Origin of the sequence: Enterococcus sp. AZ101 (assembly GCF_050499005.1) — a bacterium.
GTDB classification, from domain to species: Bacteria; Bacillota; Bacilli; order Lactobacillales; family Enterococcaceae; genus Enterococcus_L; species Enterococcus_L ureilyticus.
The window spans coordinates 340,428-360,724 of the sequence record NZ_JBMHEZ010000001.1 but is presented as its reverse complement, the minus strand read 5'-3'; the positions used below and the strand labels follow the sequence as shown (position 1 = coordinate 360,724).

Annotated in this window: 19 protein-coding genes; 5 read left to right on the top strand and 14 right to left on the bottom strand. The window is 36.4% G+C overall.

Features of this window, described 5'->3' with window-relative positions:
* Positions 1 to 96: 96 nt before the first annotated feature.
* The 3 genes from IGJ50_RS01675 to IGJ50_RS01665 are packed head-to-tail and all read left to right on the top strand — an operon-like array spanning position 97 to position 2,159.
* Positions 97 to 435, top strand: coding sequence for an ArsR/SmtB family transcription factor (locus IGJ50_RS01675; RefSeq protein ID WP_429948584.1), 339 nt, complete (start codon positions 97 to 99; stop codon positions 433 to 435).
* Entirely contained in the window at positions 432 to 1,346 is a 915-nt protein-coding gene (locus IGJ50_RS01670; RefSeq protein WP_429948582.1) for an ABC transporter ATP-binding protein, read from the top strand. The genes IGJ50_RS01675 and IGJ50_RS01670 overlap by 4 nt, the downstream gene beginning before the upstream one ends.
* A 42-nt stretch (positions 1,347 to 1,388) precedes the next feature.
* Positions 1,389 to 2,159, top strand: a complete 771-nt coding sequence (locus IGJ50_RS01665; RefSeq protein ID WP_069641483.1) for an ABC transporter permease — start codon at positions 1,389 to 1,391, stop codon at positions 2,157 to 2,159.
* A gap of 90 nt (positions 2,160 to 2,249) precedes the next feature.
* Here IGJ50_RS01665 and IGJ50_RS01660 read toward each other — a convergent pair whose 3' ends face one another.
* The 5 genes from IGJ50_RS01660 to rpe all read right to left on the bottom strand — a co-directional run bounded on the left by IGJ50_RS01660 (position 2,250) and on the right by rpe (position 6,719).
* Complete coding sequence (locus tag IGJ50_RS01660; RefSeq protein WP_069641482.1) at positions 2,250 to 2,987, bottom strand: DeoR/GlpR family DNA-binding transcription regulator; 738 nt, start codon at positions 2,985 to 2,987, stop codon at positions 2,250 to 2,252.
* A 121-nt stretch (positions 2,988 to 3,108) separates the two neighbouring features.
* Entirely contained in the window at positions 3,109 to 4,482 is a 1,374-nt protein-coding gene (locus tag IGJ50_RS01655) for a PTS transporter subunit EIIC (protein ID WP_207120940.1), read from the bottom strand.
* Between the two features lie 52 nt (positions 4,483 to 4,534).
* On the bottom strand, positions 4,535 to 5,461 hold the full coding sequence (locus tag IGJ50_RS01650; RefSeq protein ID WP_069641480.1) for a sugar phosphate isomerase/epimerase family protein: 927 nt from the start codon (positions 5,459 to 5,461) through the stop codon (positions 4,535 to 4,537).
* Positions 5,462 to 5,588: 127 nt separating this feature from the next.
* The gene (rpiB, locus tag IGJ50_RS01645; RefSeq protein WP_429948579.1) at positions 5,589 to 6,026 is read right to left on the bottom strand and encodes a ribose 5-phosphate isomerase B; all 438 of its coding nucleotides are present in this window, start codon (positions 6,024 to 6,026) and stop codon (positions 5,589 to 5,591) included.
* A 39-nt stretch (positions 6,027 to 6,065) separates the two neighbouring features.
* Positions 6,066 to 6,719, bottom strand: coding sequence for a ribulose-phosphate 3-epimerase (rpe, locus tag IGJ50_RS01640; RefSeq protein WP_100630409.1), 654 nt, complete (start codon positions 6,717 to 6,719; stop codon positions 6,066 to 6,068).
* A gap of 211 nt (positions 6,720 to 6,930) precedes the next feature.
* Here rpe and IGJ50_RS01635 point away from each other — a divergent pair, with 211 nt between their 5' ends.
* Entirely contained in the window at positions 6,931 to 7,938 is a 1,008-nt protein-coding gene (locus IGJ50_RS01635; RefSeq protein ID WP_069641477.1) for a LacI family DNA-binding transcriptional regulator, read from the top strand.
* A gap of 308 nt (positions 7,939 to 8,246) precedes the next feature.
* Here the strand turns inward: IGJ50_RS01635 and IGJ50_RS01630 are convergent, their stop codons facing one another.
* Entirely contained in the window at positions 8,247 to 10,592 is a 2,346-nt protein-coding gene (locus IGJ50_RS01630; RefSeq protein ID WP_429948577.1) for a hypothetical protein, read from the bottom strand.
* Between the two features lie 32 nt (positions 10,593 to 10,624).
* Entirely contained in the window at positions 10,625 to 11,341 is a 717-nt protein-coding gene (locus IGJ50_RS01625) for a DUF3324 domain-containing protein (RefSeq protein ID WP_429948575.1), read from the bottom strand.
* A gap of 48 nt (positions 11,342 to 11,389) precedes the next feature.
* Between IGJ50_RS01625 and IGJ50_RS01620 the strand changes: the two genes are divergently transcribed.
* Positions 11,390 to 11,893, top strand: a complete 504-nt coding sequence (locus tag IGJ50_RS01620) for a hypothetical protein (RefSeq protein ID WP_429948574.1) — start codon at positions 11,390 to 11,392, stop codon at positions 11,891 to 11,893.
* A gap of 299 nt (positions 11,894 to 12,192) precedes the next feature.
* Here IGJ50_RS01620 and IGJ50_RS01615 read toward each other — a convergent pair whose 3' ends face one another.
* The 7 genes from IGJ50_RS01615 to IGJ50_RS01585 all read right to left on the bottom strand — a co-directional run bounded on the left by IGJ50_RS01615 (position 12,193) and on the right by IGJ50_RS01585 (position 20,277).
* On the bottom strand, positions 12,193 to 12,702 hold the full coding sequence (locus tag IGJ50_RS01615) for a DinB family protein (protein ID WP_429948572.1): 510 nt from the start codon (positions 12,700 to 12,702) through the stop codon (positions 12,193 to 12,195).
* Between the two features lie 584 nt (positions 12,703 to 13,286).
* Complete coding sequence (locus tag IGJ50_RS01610; protein ID WP_429948570.1) at positions 13,287 to 14,726, bottom strand: 6-phospho-beta-glucosidase; 1,440 nt, start codon at positions 14,724 to 14,726, stop codon at positions 13,287 to 13,289.
* 30 nt (positions 14,727 to 14,756) lie between these two features.
* On the bottom strand, positions 14,757 to 16,067 hold the full coding sequence (locus tag IGJ50_RS01605) for a PTS sugar transporter subunit IIC (protein WP_207120951.1): 1,311 nt from the start codon (positions 16,065 to 16,067) through the stop codon (positions 14,757 to 14,759).
* Positions 16,068 to 16,260: 193 nt separating this feature from the next.
* A complete protein-coding gene (locus IGJ50_RS01600) occupies positions 16,261 to 17,016 on the bottom strand; it encodes a MurR/RpiR family transcriptional regulator (protein ID WP_069641461.1) in 756 nt (251 codons plus the stop codon).
* 49 nt (positions 17,017 to 17,065) lie between these two features.
* On the bottom strand, positions 17,066 to 17,998 hold the full coding sequence (locus IGJ50_RS01595; protein ID WP_069641460.1) for an ROK family protein: 933 nt from the start codon (positions 17,996 to 17,998) through the stop codon (positions 17,066 to 17,068).
* A gap of 324 nt (positions 17,999 to 18,322) precedes the next feature.
* Positions 18,323 to 19,183, bottom strand: a complete 861-nt coding sequence (locus IGJ50_RS01590) for a hypothetical protein (RefSeq protein WP_207120953.1) — start codon at positions 19,181 to 19,183, stop codon at positions 18,323 to 18,325.
* A 170-nt stretch (positions 19,184 to 19,353) separates the two neighbouring features.
* Positions 19,354 to 20,277, bottom strand: a complete 924-nt coding sequence (locus IGJ50_RS01585) for a zinc ribbon domain-containing protein (RefSeq protein ID WP_429948568.1) — start codon at positions 20,275 to 20,277, stop codon at positions 19,354 to 19,356.
* Positions 20,278 to 20,297: the final 20 nt, after the last annotated feature.

Below are 20,297 nucleotides of genomic sequence, written 5' to 3'. Positions count from 1 at the left end.
ATATCTTATTCTCCCATGTTAGTTTCCCTTGACATTCGATTTAAGTTAATTTATATTCAACATAGATATCTATCTATGTTCGAAAGGAGAATGAGCTTGGATTATGAACGTATTTCATTAGCGCTTAAGGCAATGGCTGATCCTAAACGAATGAAAATCATCGATTTGCTTTCATATAGTGATATGTGTGCATGTGATGTATTAAAACATTTTGACTTTACTCAGCCGACCCTTTCCCATCATATGAAAGTATTAGAAAAAGCGGGTATCGTCTCAGTGAGTAAACAAAAGCAATGGCACCACTACACATTAAGGGAAGACTTTGTGGAGGAGTTTATGGATTCTATGACACACTTATTTTCCGATTGCACTGAAAACATTGAGACAAACGCTAAACGAAAGAATCAGACCAATAAGGAGACCTCTATAAAATGACATATGCACTGGAAATAAAAGAGTTAAAGAAAGTTTATGCAACAGGCGTACAAGCGCTAAAAGGAATCGATTTAGTCGTAGAAGAAGGCGATTTTTATGCCCTTCTAGGTCCAAACGGCGCTGGAAAATCAACAACTATCGGCATCATCACCTCTCTTGTCAATAAAACATCGGGGAAAGTAACTATTTTTGGCTATGATATTGATAAAGAACTAGTCCTCGCAAAACAACAAATTGGTTTAGTTCCACAAGAATTCAATTTTAACCCTTTTGAAACAGTTGAACAAATCGTGGTCAACCAAGCGGGTTACTATGGCGTTTCACGAAAAGAAGCCTTAAAACGCAGCGAAAAATACTTGAAACAATCTAATTTGTGGGAAAAACGAAATGTACGTGCCCGAATGCTTTCTGGCGGTATGAAACGTAGATTGATGATTGCACGCGCTTTGATGCATGAACCCCGGTTACTGATTTTAGATGAACCAACAGCGGGCGTGGATATTGAATTGAGACGTGAAATGTGGGATTTTCTAAGAGAACTAAATGAAAATGGTACAACCATTATCCTTACGACTCATTACCTAGAAGAAGCAGAAATGCTTTGTCGGAATATTGGGATCATTCAATCAGGTGAATTGATTGAAAATACCAGTATGAAAACTCTTTTGGCAAAACTACAATTTGAGACCTTTATTTTTGATTTAGAGGATTTTGAACAACCACTTGAAATTGTTGGGTATACGCATAGTTTTGAAGATGAACGAACCTTAGTTGTTGAAGTCGAACGAGATCAAGGAATCAACGAGTTGTTTGCGCAACTGACAGCTCAAGGAATAAAAGTTCTTTCTCTGCGCAACAAATCAAATCGTTTAGAAGAGCTATTTTTAAAAATCACAGAAGAAAAACGTTAAGCGAAACACTTCGCTAAGCTTTTAAATTGAGGAGAATAAAACATGTTCAAGCTATATTTCACGGCTCTAAGAAGCCTTGCAGTAAAAGAAACGAATCGTTATTTGCGGATTTGGGTTCAAACTTTAGTTCCGCCTGTTATTACCACATCCTTATATTTTGTCATCTTTGGAAACTTGATTGGCGGACGGATCGGTCAAATGGAAGGTTTCTCTTATATGGAATTTATCGTTCCAGGTCTGATCATGATGTCTGTAATTACAAGCTCTTATGCGAATGTCTCTTCTTCATTTTTCTCACAAAAGTTTCAGAAAAATATTGAAGAATTATTAGTTGCTCCTGTTCCAACTCATATTATTATTTGGGGCTTTGTGATTGGCGGACTTGGTCGAAGCGTACTAGTCGGCACATTAGTGACCATTATCTCGCTATTTTTTGTCCCTCTTCACGTTTATTCATGGTCTATTGTTATTATCACACTTCTTATGACGGCTATTTTATTCTCATTAGCAGGTTTATTAAATGGGATCTTTGCCCAGTCGTTTGATGATGTATCGATTGTCCCAACCTTTGTTTTACAGCCATTAACGTATCTTGGCGGGGTATTTTATGCCATCTCAATGTTGCCGCCGATTTGGCAAGCAATTTCTAAAATCAATCCTATCGTTTATATGATTTCCGGATTTCGCTATGGCTTTTTAGGAACGATCGATGTGCCAATTATCTGGTCTCTGATTATTTTGGTTCTTTTTATCTCTGTGCTTTATGCCGTTTGCTGGTACCTGATTGATAGAGGCCGCGGATTGAGAAGCTAAAAACTGTTCATATGAGAACTTTTGAATGATATTGAAATAAAATGAAGCACGTCTCTAAAAAAAGAGAGGCGTGCTTCATTTTGTATTTTTTTATTCAGAGATGACTTTCATTTCTTTACTCAACTCAAGATCCACTTTGTCTGTAATCAACACCACTTCGTTCAAATCAAATGATTTCACTGCCGATGTCTTATGAAATTTAGAACTATCACAGACTAAGAATGCTTGTTTGGCGTGATCGATGACTGTCTTTTTTTTGATTGCTTCAATCAAATTAGGTGTTGTTACGCCAAATTTCAAATCAATGCCATTTGCCCCGAGAAACGCTTTATCAAAGACATATTTTTGAATATTCGCTTCAGCGAGCGGCCCACTTAATGATGAAATTTTAGGATCATAAGTGCCGCCTAAAATCGTAATATCTGCTTCAAACTCCCCAGTCAGTCTAAATACATCTGTATTTGTCGTGACGATGCGAATCTTCTTTTTGAGTAACTCTCTTAACAATACGGTGCAAGTCGAACCCGAATCTAAATAGATCGTCTCTCCCGCTACCACTTCACGAGCAGCTAGCTGTGCTATATGGAGCTTTTCTTTCGTTTGTAAACTGGCTTTTGTTGCCATTGGCAGCTCTGATACACTTGAAGAAAGCTTGACGGCACCACCTGATAAGGTTTGTACTTTATTTACCCCTTCCAGTTCCTTCAAATCACGTCTAAGTGTGGATATCGAAACTTCTGGGATTAATTTTTGTAATTCCTCAATCTTGATCAATTCTCTACTTTCTAGAATCTCGATGATCTTCTCTTGGCGAACATATGGAATCATAAGAAACTCCTTTCATTTTTTCATTACTAATTATTTCAAGAAAAATACTCATTCTTAAAATACCATAAATAGCGATAAATAGTAACGAAATAAGCCAATTTGAAAGAAGTTATTTTAGATTTTAAGATAACATTTCTTCTCTTTCAGTAAACATATACCCTAGAACTGCTGACGTAACCAGTGAAATTGCTAATCCAATCATTGCTTGAATAAAGTTTGACGCATTGTCTGTTACAAAAGCTGGAAAAGTTGTCACACTACCAAATACAAAAGCGTTCGTTACGACTTTTGTCAGTCCTAAATATGCACCGCCGACAGCACCGCCAATGATTTGTGCTAAAAATAATTTTTTGTTTTTTACTAGTAAGCCAAATAATGTAGGTTCGATAATGGCTGAAAGTGCGACCGTCACTAGACCTGTTAACGCAAAACTACGTAATTTGTTGTTTCTTGCTTTAAAATAAACACCAATCGTCGTACCAATAACAGCAAAATTACAGGCAAAGGTAAACGGTACAATATAATCAAAGCCATAGGTTGAGACATTATTGATCATGATTGGATTAACCGCCCAGTGAATTCCTAGACTTACTAGAACACTCCAACCGCCACCAATCAAGATACCTGTCAAGATACTACTACGTTCAATCAACCAGTTAACGACCTGAGCCACCGCTTCACCGCTATAAACACCAATTGGACCGATTACAATAATCGTTAAAGGAATCATTACCGCTAGAGAAATCAACGGAACAACCACTAATTTTAATGTCTCAGGCACTTTTCTGTCTAAAAATTTATAAAGATAAGAGAATGCCCAAATTGAAAGAATGATCGGAACAACTGTAGAATTGTAATTCATCAACACTACTGGAATCTTCAAAAAGCTTGTTGTTGTACCATTTCCAGTGTCACCCATCAATGCAATAAATTCTGGATTCAACAGCGCCGCACCGATCAAAGCAGATAAGTATGGACTAGCGCCAAATCTTCTCGCAGAAGTAAACGCTAACAATACAGGTAAAAAATAAAAGACACTCATTGAAGCAACATTTAAGATACTATAAGTCCCGCTATTTTCAGATAAAATTCCTGTTTGAACAGCTAAAATCAATAGTCCTCGTAAAATCCCTGATCCAGCTAATGCAGGTAATAATGGCGCAAAAATTGCTGATATTGCTGAAAAGATATTACTGATAATACTGCCAGAATGCTCCCCGCTATCCTTTACTTGACTATTGCCATCTTCCCCTGTAACCAACGCTTCGAATTCATCATATAATTTAGGAACTTCAGTACCGATTAAGATTTGGTATTGGCCAGCTTTGTTCACGACATTAACAACACCATCAATTTGTTTTACTGCCTCATCATTTGCCTTAGAAGGATCTTTCAGCGTTAATCTCAATCGTGTAGCACAATGGGTCATATTCGCTAGATTTTCTGGACCGCCAACATTTTCTAAAATTTCTTTTGCTGCTAATTTGAAATCCATCCTTGTTCACTCCCCTAGTTCTTTTTGTTATTGGAACAATGTATTAGAAATCTTAGGCTAAGATTTCTAATACTAAATCACTTACTTTCACTGCACTGTTTTGTTTGATCACATCAGCGATGTAGTTCATTCCTAATCGATCAATGATCCCATCGATTTTTTTGATCATGTTGATATTTCTTTCACACTCTTCTACAGGATCTTCAATAATTGGAAATGTGTCGAAATAGAAAGCGTGATCATAATTGTGCAATTTTGTATAGTAGATAAATTCGATCGTCTTGATCAAACTGCTTGTACCGATCATCAATCCATCATCATTTAGACCATAGCCATCATTTAAATGAACCCCAAATAGTTTTTGACGACTGCCTAAGATGCTCGCGCCGTAGGCTGGATTTTCATGTTTCATTAGCATGTGGCAATAATCTAAGGTAATCCCTAAATTCTCACGGCCAACCTCATGAACCATTGATAAAGCAACTCCGAAACTATCTAAGAATGCATAAGCTCTTGGTTGAAACGGCTTGTACTCAATGCTGATCTTAAGATCAGGCGCATAGTCTGTAATTTCAATCATACAGGCTTTGATTTGGTTCCAAACTTTTTCATAGTCGATCTGGAATGAATAATCAAACCCATCAAAGCCTAACCAGATCGTCACGACTTCTCCACCTACTTCGCGACAATAATCACACGCTTCTTTGCACAGTTTAACTGCATTGCTAGAAATACTCTGATCCGCATTTCCTAATTCGCCATTGATAAACTCACTTCTAAACCTTAGTGCCACACCATTTGCTTTTAAATGATTTTGTTGTAAAAGCTCGTTCATCTTGTCAGCCGAAATATTTTCTACATGCTCTGGATAATTAAGGTCAACATGGGTTAGCCCTAGACGGTTAAATTCTTGTAGGACTTCTCCCACGTCATGATTGAATTTCGGTAAAAATGAATTGATTCTTGTTGCTAATTTCATTTTTTATTCCTCCTGTCTTCTTCTACACCCCCATAATAGCACCTCTTAATTCCAATTTCAACCACTATTTTCCAATTAATTCCATTTTATTCCAAAATAAATCAAAAATAGAGAGAATTGAACTCTTTTACCTCTCTATCTGTTGAATCATCTCTACACGTTTGGCATGTCTGCCGCCTTCAAAGGTAGCATCTAGCCATTCTTTTACAATCATCTTGGCTAACTCACTGCCAACCACCCTAGAGCCGAATGCTACAATATTCGTGTTGTTATGTTCCTTAGAAAGCTTAGCCGAATAAGGTTCACTACATACAACTGCTCGGATGCCTTTGACTTTGTTGGCAGCAATTGAAATCCCTACCCCAGTACCGCAAATCAAAATACCTCCATCAAAATTTCCTGAAGCCACTTCTTCTGCTACTTTTTTCCCATATTGAGGGTAATCCGTTCGCTCTGATGAATTCGGTCCAAAATCTTCGATCTCATGGCCTAATTCTTTTACATAGTCGATAATGATGGGCTTCAACTCAAAGCCAACATGATCGCTGCCGATTGCTAATTTCATAAAATGATACCTCCTGTTATTTAGAATCAAAAAATCAACTTATTCGCCTGCTCTTAACTTTCCAAGGGTCTCTTGATATGTGCTAGTCTTTCCAAACAAGGCCGAGGTCCCTAAGACAAAGCCTTTCACTCCAATTTTGCTTAGTTGTTGGACCTTTTCGGGTGAAATCGCGCCATCCACCATCACGTCAAAGTGATATTCATTTGTTAACGCTAGCAACTTCTCTATTTTAGAATCGGTATACTCTAAATACTTTTGACCAGCAAAGCCTGGATTAACAGTCATGACCATCACATAGTCTACTAACGGCAATAATCCTTGAACCATTTCAACCGATGTCCCTGGATTAATTGCGATGCCAGCTTTCTTTCCTTTTTGATGAATGATATCCAACGTTCGGGCCGCTTGTTGATCTGCTTCTGGATGGATATAAATAATATCTGCTCCAAGATCCGCAAATTTTTCAACATACTTGCTTGGTTCTTGAATCATTAAATGAACATCCACTGGCTTCTCTGTAACAGAACGGACTAATTCAAAATCTTGTAATCCCATTCCAAAGTTTGGCACAAAACTACCATCCATAAAGTCCATATGAAAAATATCGATCCCAGCTTGATCAAGTTCTTGTGTTTCTTTTTTTAGATTAGAAAAATCAGCACACATCATTGATGGGCATAATAATATTGACACTCTGACTCATCTCCTTTTGAGATAACGATTACTCAAGAGTTAAAAAAATAATTGAGTAATCGTTTACCTTTATTTATGGTTAATATATCACCATTTTTTTGACCTGTCAACCAAAATATGGAGTGAAAATTTGTATTCAGCCTTTTTTTATGAGAAAATATGGGTAAATATCAAAGAAAAATGAGAACGATTACTCAAGAGGACATGATTTATGAAAAACTATTCTATTAAAGACATTGCTGAAATAGCAGGTGTTTCTGTCGCAACTGTTTCAAGAGTTATTAATGACAATGGTCGCTTTTCTGAAGAAACTCGAAAAAAAGTATTAAAAGTCATTGAAGAAACAGGGTATAAAATGAATTATAGTGCTAAAAACTTACGTATGAACAAATCTTTCACGATCGGTATTTTAGTACCGGACATCAGTAACTATTTCTTTTCTGATGTTGTGCAGCAATTAGAAGAAATTCTATTTGCTAAGGGCTATTCTACTATTATTTGCAATACATCCCGAAGTTCAGAAAAAGAGCTTGCTTATCTACGTATTTTAGAAGGCAAGGGCGTAGATGGTTTGATCGTTATTTCAGGAGCCGAGGCATTTGAATTTGATTCCTCTGGTGCCGAAAAGAAAATCCCTTATATCTGTATCGATCGGGAGCCAAAAAAGAAAGAGGATACTATTTTTATTTCGTCCAATCATTACCAAGGTGCTTTTGAGAGTACTGAAGAACTGATCCATCAAGGCTGCCAGCATCCTGTTATTGCGATGCATAATCAAAAATCCACCAGTGCTAAAGAGCGGTTGAATGGCTTTAAAGACGCATTGAAGAAAAATAATATTTCTTTCAATACAAAACAGCATTTACTTGCCCTTGACATTGAAGATTCTAATTTTGAGGAAGACTTACTAGCTTTTCTCAAGAAAAATCCAAATACAGATGGAATTTTTTCGATAAATGATCTCATTGCCTTAGAATTAATGCTACGCTTGAAAAAAAATCATATCCCTGTGCCACAAAAAATAAAATTAATCGGCTTTGATGATACTGCTTTTGGGAAATACACAACACCTACCCTTTCATCGGTCAAACAAAATACAGATTTAATCGCCACTCATGCAGTGGAATCATTGCTAGAATTGATTAATAAAAAAGGAGAACTAGGCAGACAAATCGTCGTGCCCGTTTCGTTGGTTTTAAGAGAGTCTAGTAAAGTTTAAGACAAAAAAAGTTAAAGAGAGTCTGAGATATAACTCTACGAGTTATATCTCAGACTCAAAGAATCCGTATAAACGTTGGGAGCAGAAGCAATCACTACGCTTCGATCACATCAAATTCTAAGTGCTAAAGCACTAAGATTTGAAGGCTTCGGAAATAAGCTGAAATTCACAAAAATTTGAAGAGCAATTTTCGTGAATTCCTTCTTATTTCTCGGGATTAAACACTCCTGTCCCAACCTCTCTTTAACACTATGTTCTTGTAGTCATAATGTCTTTCAAACAACTTTTTATCAACATTCCCTTACTCTTTAAGGAGCATCAACTAAACTCATTTCAATGCTTCCTTTGTAATTTCCCTTTTTTACTTCTGGCGGTACTTGGATAAAGATGCCTTTATCCTCTGGTCTCCAATTGATAGGAAATAGGACATTATTCGCCGTTGCTTTCCCTGTGCTTAATTTTACTGTGGCATCGGTGGTAAATGGCGTCTCATTTCCCTCTTCATCCCGATAAACGATTCCGTCTTTTATTATTGTATTCGTTGCACTATCTTTCAATTCTGAAGTCAGTGAACCAACCAATTTCCAGCTTGTATTGCTGCCACGGTAATCTTCCACACTAAAATCTACCCCTTTATTTAGCTTTGCATAGGAGCCTTTAGAACCAATTTTAGTTTGATTAAAGTCTAATGTTTCTGGTGGCAATTCTTTGAATGCTAAATAGCCACGGATGTCTAACGTAAATTGAGCTACCTCAGATTGATTATCCTCACTATCTTTCGCATACACTTTCACTACATGATCTCCCAGCTCCAGTAATTGTGTTCCTGGAATTTCATAGGTAAAATCAATTGGTTGATTCAGATCAGTATTCGCCTGTTTATCCCAGATTGTCGTTGGCGTTCCGTCATCAATAGTAACAAACAGCGACAGATCTTCACTATCCTCATCAGAAACCGTTCCGCTAAAACTATACGGAACACCTTTACTGCTCACAACAGTCGTACCAGCTTCTGGAATCGCTACTTTTGGCGGCATGGCTACGACATTCACCTTGATTTCTTTTGTTAAAGTGACATCTCCGTCTTGTGTAGATAATGTAACAGGATAGGTTCCTACCTTAGAATCAATCGCCATATCCGTTACACTTACAGGAAGCTCGGTATCTAAGTTCAGATTTTTCCCCTTCGCTTTTGAATCTGTCAAAAGCTTTTCTTTAAAAGCTTCTGGCTCTTGATTGAATCTTTTTATTTCTCCTTGACCATACGTCACATCATTTGCAGTAATTTCTAATTGATAGTCCCATTTGATTTTAGCCGTTGTTGCGTTAGATGATTGAACACCATCTAAATCAGAAGATTGCGTGATTGGATCATACGGTATTTCCAAATAGCCATCCTTATAGAAACCAAAAAAATCTTTGGTCTTGTCTAACTCATAGTTCAAAGTGATTTCATAATTTGTTCCATAAAAAGTATCTTGATCCAAAAAGCTTGATTTTGCTTCCAACTTATTTCCAGACAGAGTAAAATTGCTAGTTACATCCGTATCATCCAAATAATTGACTACTTTAAACGATTTAAGTTTGTAAAAATCATTGACCGGTATAGTATAGTCTAAATACCCGTACTTACTAAAATTAGACAGACGATCTGGAACGACTTGTTTCATCGAAATAGAAAAAGATGTACTATGTTTGGTGCCATCGTTCTCCAATGAGCCACTAAGTTGTGGTGCGGGTATTTTCATTCTTGATACAAGGTTTGTGCTATAATTCATCCCCATACTGCCTGTTGAATAAGGTGATATAGGTAGTGCACAAATCGAGCTTCCCGTAAAAATACCGGTCACATAATATTGAGGCTGCGTTAATTCATCGGTGCCATTACCTTTGAGAATACTTTTTGTGTTGGTTTCGCTAGTAGTATCATAGGTTATCCTTGAGTTACTATTAACATAAGTTGCGTCTACTTGACTATGATCCCACCCTATTATATTATAGTTAAAGTCTACAAAAGTACTAAAGATTCCTTTTACCACGTATGGCTCTCCAGTCTCATTATCAAAGTAAGAATAGGTGATTTTAGAACTTTTATCAGGACCCATTAAACTGTAAACTGTGCCAAAGCTATTGGTTACTCCTTTTCCAACATTATGGGTATAACTAAACCTACAGCTATAACCGTCCTCAATACTAATCATCATATCAACCGTTTTTCCTTGGTATTCACCAACATTGCTAAAATAAGCTGCCTGAGTACCATCACTAAGAGCCCTATTGTTGTCATCAGTATACAACCCACTACCCTGATTTCTTATGGGGGTATGTTTATACTCCAATATCTTATTTCGGGTAGTTTTATTAACTTTGAAATAGCGAGTATTTTTATTAGGCTTAGCGAAGAAATAATACCCTTCTGGAAGGGTGTCATTTGGGCCAATCGGTATAAACTTATTATTTCCTAGTATACTATTTTGTGCAAACAAGCTTGGTCCATTGAATGGGGCAGAAGTTGTTAAACTTTTTTTCGTCACATTAGAAGATTGTGGGGCCTTTTCCTCTGCAGAAATTTGCGAATTCGATAGCGCTAAATAACTTCCAATTCCAAGTAATAAGGCAAGTCCGCTAATACACATAGCTAGCTTTTTTTTCATGCTATTTTCACCTCCTCTTTTGATACTTGTATTTATTTGGGCCGCTTTTTCATTTTTTTATGTTCATCTGAACGATCCCTTTTTTGTTTCTGTTTCTTTTTGCGAAGCTTCTTTAGGCGTTCTGCTTCTTGTTTTTTCTTTTTACTGCGATGAATAAAGAAGAAGAGTAAACCTAGCAGAACAATGATGATTGCGCCGATAATTAGCCCAATTTTAAGCCAATCCGTTGGTTCTTCTTCTAAATCGACCGCTTCTTTATTCAATTTTTTGGTATCTTCTGCAGAAATGTTAAAATCTTGCTCAAACTTCCAATTTTCTGTTTGATCTTTTGCCGTAAGTCGTAATGTGTAGTCTCCTGCTTTTAAGGGCTGATTATTCATCGTTATTGGGAAGTAAAAGTTTGAATTTGGCGCCATTGACATGTCTTTTTTTGTTGTTTCGTATAACACCTCTGTGCTGCCTTTTTTGCTGATTTTCGCTTCTACTTCCAAGTTGTTGATGATGGTTGCTTGTGTGTTTTGCAGGTTTGCTGAAATTGCTGTGCGATAGTTTTGAAGTGTTGGTTTCACATCATTTAATTGGAGTACAGGCTTCACAGTCTGTTCGTTTTCCCGTAATTGAATTCCGATGACATAAGAATAACGATTTTTGATTTGGACACTTTCACTATCTTTTTCTTCTTTATCTGTCGATTCTTTGGTTATATAGAACCCACCTAAAATGGTCCCGTCAAATGCTACTTCTGGCATTTGTTTGGAGTCGCTTTAACAATTTTAAGTAGCTTATTACTTTTTCCAATGACTATACATGCAGCAGAAGATACAAATGGAAATTCTAAAGTCAATGCTGAATTGGTGGGGGGAACTTTGTCTCTTGGAGATTTATCCAGCGGTACTGCTGATATGAGTTTTGTCGGTACGATCGACGGCACAAGTAAGACCCTAACAGATACAAATAAGAGTACCTCTAACGTAGTTGTAAATGATTTTCGCGGTCTTAGTGATGGTTCTTGGGAACTTAGTGTGCAAGAAGCTATTCCCGAAGATAAACAATCCAGTACCTATGGTCTCGAAAATAACAAGATGACACTCTCAGTTAATTTGCAAGGGGACAATACGACTTCCGTTGGCAAAAAAAGTATCACTAATGCTGCCATCAAAGTCACTTCTTCTGAAAATGATGCTGCCCGTGGCTCTCATTCATTATTACTAAATGGGGAATTAGGTATCAATGAAAAAACCAAAGCCCTGAAAGGTGAGCTAACTACTTTAAAATGGACTCTAATCGGTGAGCAACCTTAAGCTAATAAGGATAATCTTTCATTTTACTAACCAAAATAATTGCTTTTTAGTTGAATGGATGACTTTTTTGTAGTTGATATAAAGCTTTAACTATTCCTAAAAAAAGAAAGAAGAAACCATAACAAAAGTTCCTTACATTTGTCATGGTCTTTTCTTTTTTATTTACTTTCTTTTATTTCAAACACATGAATTTGTAGCACATTGATATTTTGAAATTGACTATTCAAAATGAACGCATACGGCTAAAACTATATCTAGTTGTCACTTTTCTCCAATTTAAACAACTTAAACTCAAGTTTCTATTTCCCAATCACTAATCTTCTTGTATACACTGCTTGACCCGAGTGCATCACTGCATCATCAATAGCCGAGACGATACGTGCTTGACGCGTAACTGCTGGCGTCCAATTTGTGTCTACGATATCACTAAGGCTTGCTTCTGTTAATGCTTCTAAATACATAACGGTAAAATCAATACTTGCCGCTAAATAATCTTGAAGTATTTTTTTATCTAGTACGATAACTTTAGCCGCTTCCTCAGGCGTATGCTGCCAATCTTGTGTATCATCAGGTAAATCCAACCCAAATTTAGTAGACCAGTCTGACTCTAGCCACAGTGGCTTTGTATTATTTAAGTCAGCCATTTGATAATCCAGTTCACGTGCAGTATGCCAAATGAGCCAGGTTACTGATTTAATCAGTAGATTTGGCATTGAATTCGCCTCATCGACAGTCATTTGAGCAAGAGTTTCTTCCAAACGCTCTTGCGCTCGTTTTAATGTATCGATGGATAGTTGAGTGATTTTCATAGTAAAACCTCCTTTTGTATTCAAGCTGAATCTATTTTATCGTGAAATTCGCCTCTATTAAGTACTTTACTACAGTGCTGACATGACAGCAAACTTTCTAACCTCAGTACTGAGAAACATGGTCAATCGCTGCCCGTTCTTCCAATTTAAGAGAATGTGTATAGATATCCAACGTCATTGCATTTTCTTTTTTTCATTATTGTTAGTTGACAGACAAGGTTTTCGACCATTTTTGACCATTACGTGAGTGACACAACATTTTTTTCAAATTCAGTCTTGTTAAATTTAATCTAATCTCTTCAAACGAAATACAAATAAAAATAGAGGTTGGGACGGGAGTGGTTAATCCCGAAAAATAAGCTGAAATTCACGAAAATTACTCTTAAAATCTTTGTGAATTTCTTCTTATTTCCGAAGCCTTCAAATCTTAATGCTTTAGCACTTAGAATTTGATGTGATCGAAGCGAAGCGTAGTGATTGCTTCTGCTCCCACTATTTATACGGATTCCATGTGAACAGGATATGACTCAAAGAGGTATATCCCACTCTCTATTCATGATACAATTAGTCATTTATCCGATAACTTAAAGATCTTCGCCATTCGTTTCAATCACTTGTTGATACCAATAAAACGAATCTTTTTTCAAACGTTTAAGCGTACCTTTCCCCTCATTATCTTTATCAACATAGATCATGCCATATCTTTTTTCCATCTCGCCACTGCCAAAGCTGACGATATCAATGATTCCCCAAGGTGTATAACCGATAACTGGAACACCGTCTTCTACAATGGCTTTTTTCATTTGTTCAATGTGTTTACTTAAATAATCAATCCGGTATTCATCGTGAACGGTATTTTCTTCGGTTAATTCATCATAGGCACCGAACCCATTTTCCACAATAAACAACGGTAAGTCATAACGTTGATAGACCGTATTTAAAACATAGCGTAAACCAACTTCGTCAATTGGCCAGCCCCAATCGGATACACTTATATATGGATTTTTCACTATTTTTGCATTGGGAATATCTTCTGTTGACCAACCTTGAACGTCTTTAAGTGTTGAAATCGTACCAGACATATAATAACTAAAACCGATATAATCAACTGTTCCTTCTTTCAAAATGGCTAATTCCTGCTCGCTGATATCAATTTGATAGTTCTTACGTTCCCAATACTTTGTAGCATATGTGGGAATTTTACCACGAGCATGAATATCATTATAAAAGAATCTGCGTTCATTCGCTTTTACCGATGCCATCATATCTTCTGGATTACAAGAGTATGGATAGACCGGAACATAAGCCATCATACAACCAATTTGGAAATTAGGATTTATTTTTTTCCCTTCGATCACCGCAGCCGCACTAGCGATTAGTTCATTGACTCCTGCTTGAAAGACAAGTTCTTCTTTCCTGTCTTCATCTTCAATAATCATCGCTGAGTTCGTCCAAACATGCAGCGGCTCTTGCCCATCAGCTTGGTTGTTGATTTCATTGAAGGTCATCCAATAGGTTACCTTATCTTTATAGCGTTCAAACACGCACTTAGCGAATTTCACAAATAACGGAATCACTTCTTTGTTTGCAAAACCGCCAAACTTTTCATAGAGGTAATACGGCATTTCAAAATGAGACAGCGTAATGACTGGTTCAATTCCATTTTCTACTAATTCATCAAAGAGCCGATCATAGTATAGCAGACCTGCTTCATTCGGCTCTGCTTCAGTCCCTTTAGGAAAAATACGACTCCACGATATGGACGTTCGCAAACATTTTAAGCCTAGCTCTTTAAAAAGCTTGATATCCTCTTTATAGTGGTGATAAAAATCAATCGCTTCATGATTTGGATAATACTCTCCTTCAAGAATGCCTTTCGTTATTTTCCGAGGAATTCCGTTGCCTCCTGCAGTCATTACATCGGCGGTACTTGGTCCTCTGCCGTCAACATTCCAAGCCCCTTCTACTTGATGAGCGGCAATTGCGCCACCCCATAAAAAATCTTCTGATATTTTATTCGTCATAATAGATCTCCTTCAATAAAAATAATACCTTTATAAATCAATTTTTTGTGCACGATTTGATGCAATAACAAATGGTAAATAAATCCCCACAGAGACAGCTAAGCAGACGATTCCAACTAATGCAGCCACTATATTTCCACCTGTTCCTAAGAATAAATTAATGATTCCAGGCGTAGTCCACGGGACACCAATCGCAGGCGAAGGCATAATTGGCCAAACGACCGTCACGAAATAACCAATCATAATATTGACCATTGGTACTAAAATAAATGGAACGATCAATAACGGATTTAAAACGATTGGTAGCCCAAAAATGATTGGTTCATTAATTTGAAAAATACCTGGAACTAATGACATTTTGGCAATTTCTCGTTGTTCTGGACGTCTAGATGCAATAAAGATCGCAATAATCAAGCCCATCGTCATCCCTGTACCACCCATATTTGCGAACATGTCATTTAATATGCCCCACGTTTCTTTATAAGGAACATCCCAAAGTGAACCGCCTTTATTAATAAAATCAAGATTGGCCAAATCTTGTTCTGTAAAAATAGCAGAACGAACAGCATTTAACGTGTTTGGACCATGAATACCAATTGAAAATAACAATGTTTGAATAAAAGCTAACAGCATTACGCCAACAACATTTCCTCCAAGATCACGTAAAGGACTTTGGATTCCTTTGTAGATCAGTTCGTTAACTCCTTCTGGTGCGATCATTAACACTAAAAAGTTAATAATTGCCGAGAGCCCAACTACAATAACAATGGGAATCATACTTGAAAAAGAACGAGAAACAGCTGGTGGAACCATTTCCGGCATTTTAATTTGCAGACGTTTCACCTTAAATAGTTTTGGTAAAAATTCCCCAACTAAGCACCCAACAATCATAGCTACAAATAAACCTTGAGCGCCTAAATACTGTGTACTCACAACATTCAAGTCATCTGCATTAAAGGGTTTAGGATACAAAATCATAAAGCTTGCGATACTTGTCAGCCCAACCAAAGTGGAATCTGCGTTAAAATGTTTCGCTAATATTTGCGCAACAAGGTAGGTGATAAAAATACTCATGATATTGATTGTTCCATTTGCCACGGAAGACAACACCTGTTGTGCACTTTCTAAATTCGGAAAAACACTAGATAAGCGTAATAATTGCACGACAAAACTATCATTTGAAAATAAAATATTGTTGACTAAAATAACCAGTGATGCAGAAATCGTTAATGGAAAAATCAACATAAAAGCATCTCGAACAGCTGCAATGTGACGTTGATTATTCAACTTTGTTGCAATTGGCACTAATGAACGATCAATAATATCATTAAATTTTTGCATAGATAAAACTCCTTTCATTTATAAACCTATTATACCTAAATTACCTCGCGAAAAAGTAAGCGCCTTCTTTTTTAAAATAAATTCTTGGGAAATAGAATAAATTCCTTGTGCGGAACGACTTGTTCCTAATTTTAAACAAAAAAATTAACTAAAGTGGGGATCACTCTAGTTAATTTGTTGTAACAGCTTCTATTTATTCATTACGAAAATCTTTAAGATAACTAATCAGCGTTTCTAAGATTGCGATCGATGGCAACTGACTCGTAAGGTCTAAAAAAATATCTTTGCGTTCTTCTTTGATTTCGTACTCAATAGAGTAATCACAAAGTTGAGCGAGCGTACTTTTTTTGTTTAGTGTAATACAATAGTTTTTGACACTATTCTTATCTTCTAAACCTGCAATGACTTCTATCAATTCTTTTGTTTCACCAGAAACACTTAAAAATACGATGACGTTTTTTTGATCCTTGCGTAAAAAGCTGCGAATAGGGTAGGTCAAATCATCTAAACTGATAGATAGATAACCTAAACTCGCTAATTTTCTAGCAATATACTGAGCAATTGCACCAGAGGCTCCCATGCCCATAAACAATATAACATCACTATCGCACAAATCCTGTGCCATTTTTTTGATTTGATATTCTACATCTGGATGAAAAATTCCCATATTAAGAGAATCCACTCGTTCCTCAATACCAATATGCTTTTTACCCTCTTCTTGACGAACATTATCTAAATGAGACTTAATATAAAATCGAAACTCTGGAAAAGAATGAAATCCTATTTTCTGAACAAAACGAAAGACGGATGTAGAAGAGACATGTGCTCCATCCGCAATATCTCGAACACGCATATACGGGATTTTATCTAGATTATTCACAACAAATCGATAAATTTCTTGTTCTACCGAGGACAGGTCATTTAATTTCAGATAATCGAATATCGCCATTTAGGTTAATCTCCTTTAATTTGCTAAGAAAATTATACCATAAAAGAATTTATTTGCTGACAACTTGATGAACCTGATAAACAGCCCCGATAAGTCCTGCATTATTTTTTAATTTAGTTGGCAAGACTGGAGCAATTGTTTTTCCTCTTAAATAATTGATTGATGCATGTCTTTTTTCAACTTCTTCTAAGGTTTTCTGAAGCTCTTGATGGAAAAATTGGTTTGCGCTCACAGCACCACCAATTAAAATAGCTTCTGGATCAAAACAACTAATTAGATTGACCAATCCTACAGAAAGGTCAACATAAAATTGTTTAGTGATTGCTATTGCAAGAGTATCCCCATTTTCTGCCAAGGTAAAAATCTCCCTTGCATCACTCACTGGAACAAATTCCTCTGGGCTTTGTTCCAGTTGCGCATCATTATAAAGACGTACTAGACCTCCAACAATTGCGGTCCGTTTATTGATAGATACATCCTCAAGGTTTCCAGTTTCAGGTAGTTTATCGATCATCATCCAGCCAAATTCCCCGGCCATGCCGTGAGAACCACGATAAACTTTTCCATTAATGACGATTCCACCGCCAACACCAGTACCTAAAACTAGGCATAAATAATTTTCCATATCGGTTGCATTTCCAATCCATTTTTCAGCTATGGCAACTGCATTTGCATCATTTTCTACAGTGACAGGTAAACTAGTGAATAACGCTAGCTTTTGTTTGAAATTTTCTCCATATAAAGGTCTGATCGCACCCGCCGTTAGCATATATCCATCTTTTTGGACAATTCCTGGAGCACTTATCCCGATTCCTTTTATTTGATACTTTGCTTGAGCAGCTTCAATAATCTTTAGTAAACTTTTGTAAAAGGCCTCCGGTTCATATTCCGTTCCAATACTTCCTTGTTCTAAAATAGTTCCGTATTCATCCAAAATGCCGTACTTAATCGTTGTACCGCCTATATCAAATCCTACATACATGTATGAACATCCCTTATTATTTATTTGAATCGCAAAAAAGATAGCGTATTCATTTTTGAATATTGTATCATAATTTTGGAAGGAATTTTTTCCTTTCTAAAATTCTACTATTTACATTATTCCAGAAAGGACGGATAAGCTCGGGTTTCATTGTTTATTCGTTTGATTCATTTTTGCTACTATAGAAAAAAATCGGAAACAAGTATCTAAATAGGGAGACATGCTTACAATGTTCTTTTGTCCAATGGTCTTGTTGACGACTTAGCTTAGTTTAGTCATAGTATCTACGTATTTAGATACTGTCAGAGACAAAATACTCTATTTTTACTTGCCATAGGAAAGATAACTTATTTTTTTATCTTTAACATGAAACGTATAGGATCTACCGCCTGTTCTTCCGCCATCCTCGGTTACTGTATCGAAAGATAATCTATAGATACCATCATAGAAAGTTGATGTATCTAGCGTTAATATCTTTCGACGTACTCTTCGATCCAATTCGTCAATCGTATCAGGAAATAGTTCTTCTGAAACATTTTCATAGCTTATTTCTACTAAGATGAGCCCAAGCTTCATATATTTTTCTACATTGATATCATAATAGCCTTTAAATGGTCGCCCTGCTTTTTGGTTATTTGCTACGTCTTTTTTATACAGTGCAAAATTATCTGAAAAAGAACCGATCTCTTCCGATGAATCTAATAAAGGAAACGTCATCAAATAAGGTTCTACTTCGATCAAATGCAACTTTTCTATCTCAATTTTTTCACTAAGCTCCTTTTTAATCACTTTTGCTAAAGAAACTGATTCCTCTTGAAAAGCAAAACTTTGGACCACGCCAGAATACATACTAAATTCGGTTAAATCTTCAGCTCCAACCGCTTCACTTTCCTGATTTAATGTAGTTGTTTTATGTTCAAAAAACATCGTGTCATTGACCGTCACAGGTTTATCTCCCACAATCTCGGTGTAATCAAAGACCACTCGTGTATAAGGGGTTGAATAGAAGTAACCTTGCCCTTCAACACTCTCTACTGTTATTTCTCCTTTTAATCGGCTTTGAGCATAAATACCTGAAATCGTTTGTTCATATTTTTCCTTGCTCATACCACTACATCCCGCTACTAAAGACAAGACCAAAAGGAAAAACAAGTATAAATTTTTTTGCTTTAGTCTACCAAACATTTAGGCAACTCCTTTTTCTACTACCGTATGATCACTATCTAAAAATAATATCCCTCGATTTCAAATTCGTTACCTTGACTAAATAAACACTTCAATAACTAGAACATTCACTTACAATACAAAAAATCGCATCATAAGTGAATGAAAATAAGTCTATTAAAAAGGAATCTTTAATACGTAATCCAAACTTCATTTACTCCGCTGCCCTTATTGAGACCATCTGTTAGAGCCAAACGAGAGGAATAAGAAAGATAGCCATACAGGTTTTGACTTCCTCCATTATTATCCCATTGAATCGTGATTTTAACATTCGAATTGATCGTCTTTGTACTTGGCATCCTGGTTGGATATAAGGTATCCGTATTGTAACTCAAAATATCACCCGAAGCGTTGACAATTGTGGCTCTACCAAAATATTGCGTACCATCATAATTACTTTGAGTAACGCCTCCGTTAGTCGCAATCGTTAATCGGCTTTGTTTTTGGCTGCTTTGAGAATAATAGAATGTATAGGTATTGGCCCATTTAGCTAAATCACCTGTGAAAGTCGATGGATCATCATTTTGCTGCACATTATCAGATGATTTTTTTTGCTCTTGAAGCCCTTTATTGTTTAAATTTGTTAAATTTTCTATAGCTTCCTTGATAGTTGCCCATTCGGGTTTTCCAAGTACACTGACAGGAATGGATGCTAATTTTAATTCAGATTCCTTGTATTTTCCTTCGATATTTAATTCTTTCGCTACTTTAATGATTTCATCGTAATTTTCTGCCTCTTTTTTTGACGAGGTTGTTTCTGTTTGACTACTATTTTTTGTCGTTGAAGTCGTCTCAGTTCGACTACTTTCTGACGAAAGCGCAGAAGTGTTATTTGGCTTTAAATAGATAAATAAAATAATACCAATAATAATGCCCACTAGTGCCACAATCGCGCCAATTAATACAGGCTGTATATTTTTCTGGGCAACAGTAGACTTACTTGTCTCATGTGGTTCATTTGTTGAGCCATTTTCCCCAAGCGGTTTCCCACATTGCTCACAAAATTTAGATTTATCACTGTTTTTAGTATGACAATAACTACATTCTTTCATCATTAACATCCTTTCTTTGTTCA

What these genes read in the sequence shown, in the direction of transcription:
- IGJ50_RS01670 (WP_429948582.1), top strand. Translation starts at nt 432, where the DNA reads ATGACATATGCACTGGAAATAAAAGAGTTAAAGAAAGTTTATGCAACA.
- IGJ50_RS01665 (WP_069641483.1), top strand. Translation starts at nt 1,389, where the DNA reads ATGTTCAAGCTATATTTCACGGCTCTAAGAAGCCTTGCAGTAAAAGAA.
- IGJ50_RS01660 (WP_069641482.1), bottom strand. Translation starts at nt 2,987, where the DNA reads ATGATTCCATATGTTCGCCAAGAGAAGATCATCGAGATTCTAGAAAGT.
- IGJ50_RS01655 (WP_207120940.1), bottom strand. Translation starts at nt 4,482, where the DNA reads ATGGATTTCAAATTAGCAGCAAAAGAAATTTTAGAAAATGTTGGCGGT.
- IGJ50_RS01650 (WP_069641480.1), bottom strand. Translation starts at nt 5,461, where the DNA reads ATGAAATTAGCAACAAGAATCAATTCATTTTTACCGAAATTCAATCAT.
- rpiB (WP_429948579.1), bottom strand. Translation starts at nt 6,026, where the DNA reads ATGAAATTAGCAATCGGCAGCGATCATGTTGGCTTTGAGTTGAAGCCC.
- IGJ50_RS01635 (WP_069641477.1), top strand. Translation starts at nt 6,931, where the DNA reads ATGAAAAACTATTCTATTAAAGACATTGCTGAAATAGCAGGTGTTTCT.
- IGJ50_RS01630 (WP_429948577.1), bottom strand. Translation starts at nt 10,592, where the DNA reads ATGAAAAAAAAGCTAGCTATGTGTATTAGCGGACTTGCCTTATTACTT.
- IGJ50_RS01625 (WP_429948575.1), bottom strand. Translation starts at nt 11,341, where the DNA reads ATGCCAGAAGTAGCATTTGACGGGACCATTTTAGGTGGGTTCTATATA.
- IGJ50_RS01620 (WP_429948574.1), top strand. Translation starts at nt 11,390, where the DNA reads ATGACTATACATGCAGCAGAAGATACAAATGGAAATTCTAAAGTCAAT.
- IGJ50_RS01615 (WP_429948572.1), bottom strand. Translation starts at nt 12,702, where the DNA reads ATGAAAATCACTCAACTATCCATCGATACATTAAAACGAGCGCAAGAG.
- IGJ50_RS01610 (WP_429948570.1), bottom strand. Translation starts at nt 14,726, where the DNA reads ATGACGAATAAAATATCAGAAGATTTTTTATGGGGTGGCGCAATTGCC.
- IGJ50_RS01605 (WP_207120951.1), bottom strand. Translation starts at nt 16,067, where the DNA reads ATGCAAAAATTTAATGATATTATTGATCGTTCATTAGTGCCAATTGCA.
- IGJ50_RS01600 (WP_069641461.1), bottom strand. Translation starts at nt 17,016, where the DNA reads ATGGCGATATTCGATTATCTGAAATTAAATGACCTGTCCTCGGTAGAA.
- IGJ50_RS01595 (WP_069641460.1), bottom strand. Translation starts at nt 17,998, where the DNA reads ATGTATGTAGGATTTGATATAGGCGGTACAACGATTAAGTACGGCATT.
- IGJ50_RS01590 (WP_207120953.1), bottom strand. Translation starts at nt 19,183, where the DNA reads ATGTTTGGTAGACTAAAGCAAAAAAATTTATACTTGTTTTTCCTTTTG.
- IGJ50_RS01585 (WP_429948568.1), bottom strand. Translation starts at nt 20,277, where the DNA reads ATGATGAAAGAATGTAGTTATTGTCATACTAAAAACAGTGATAAATCT.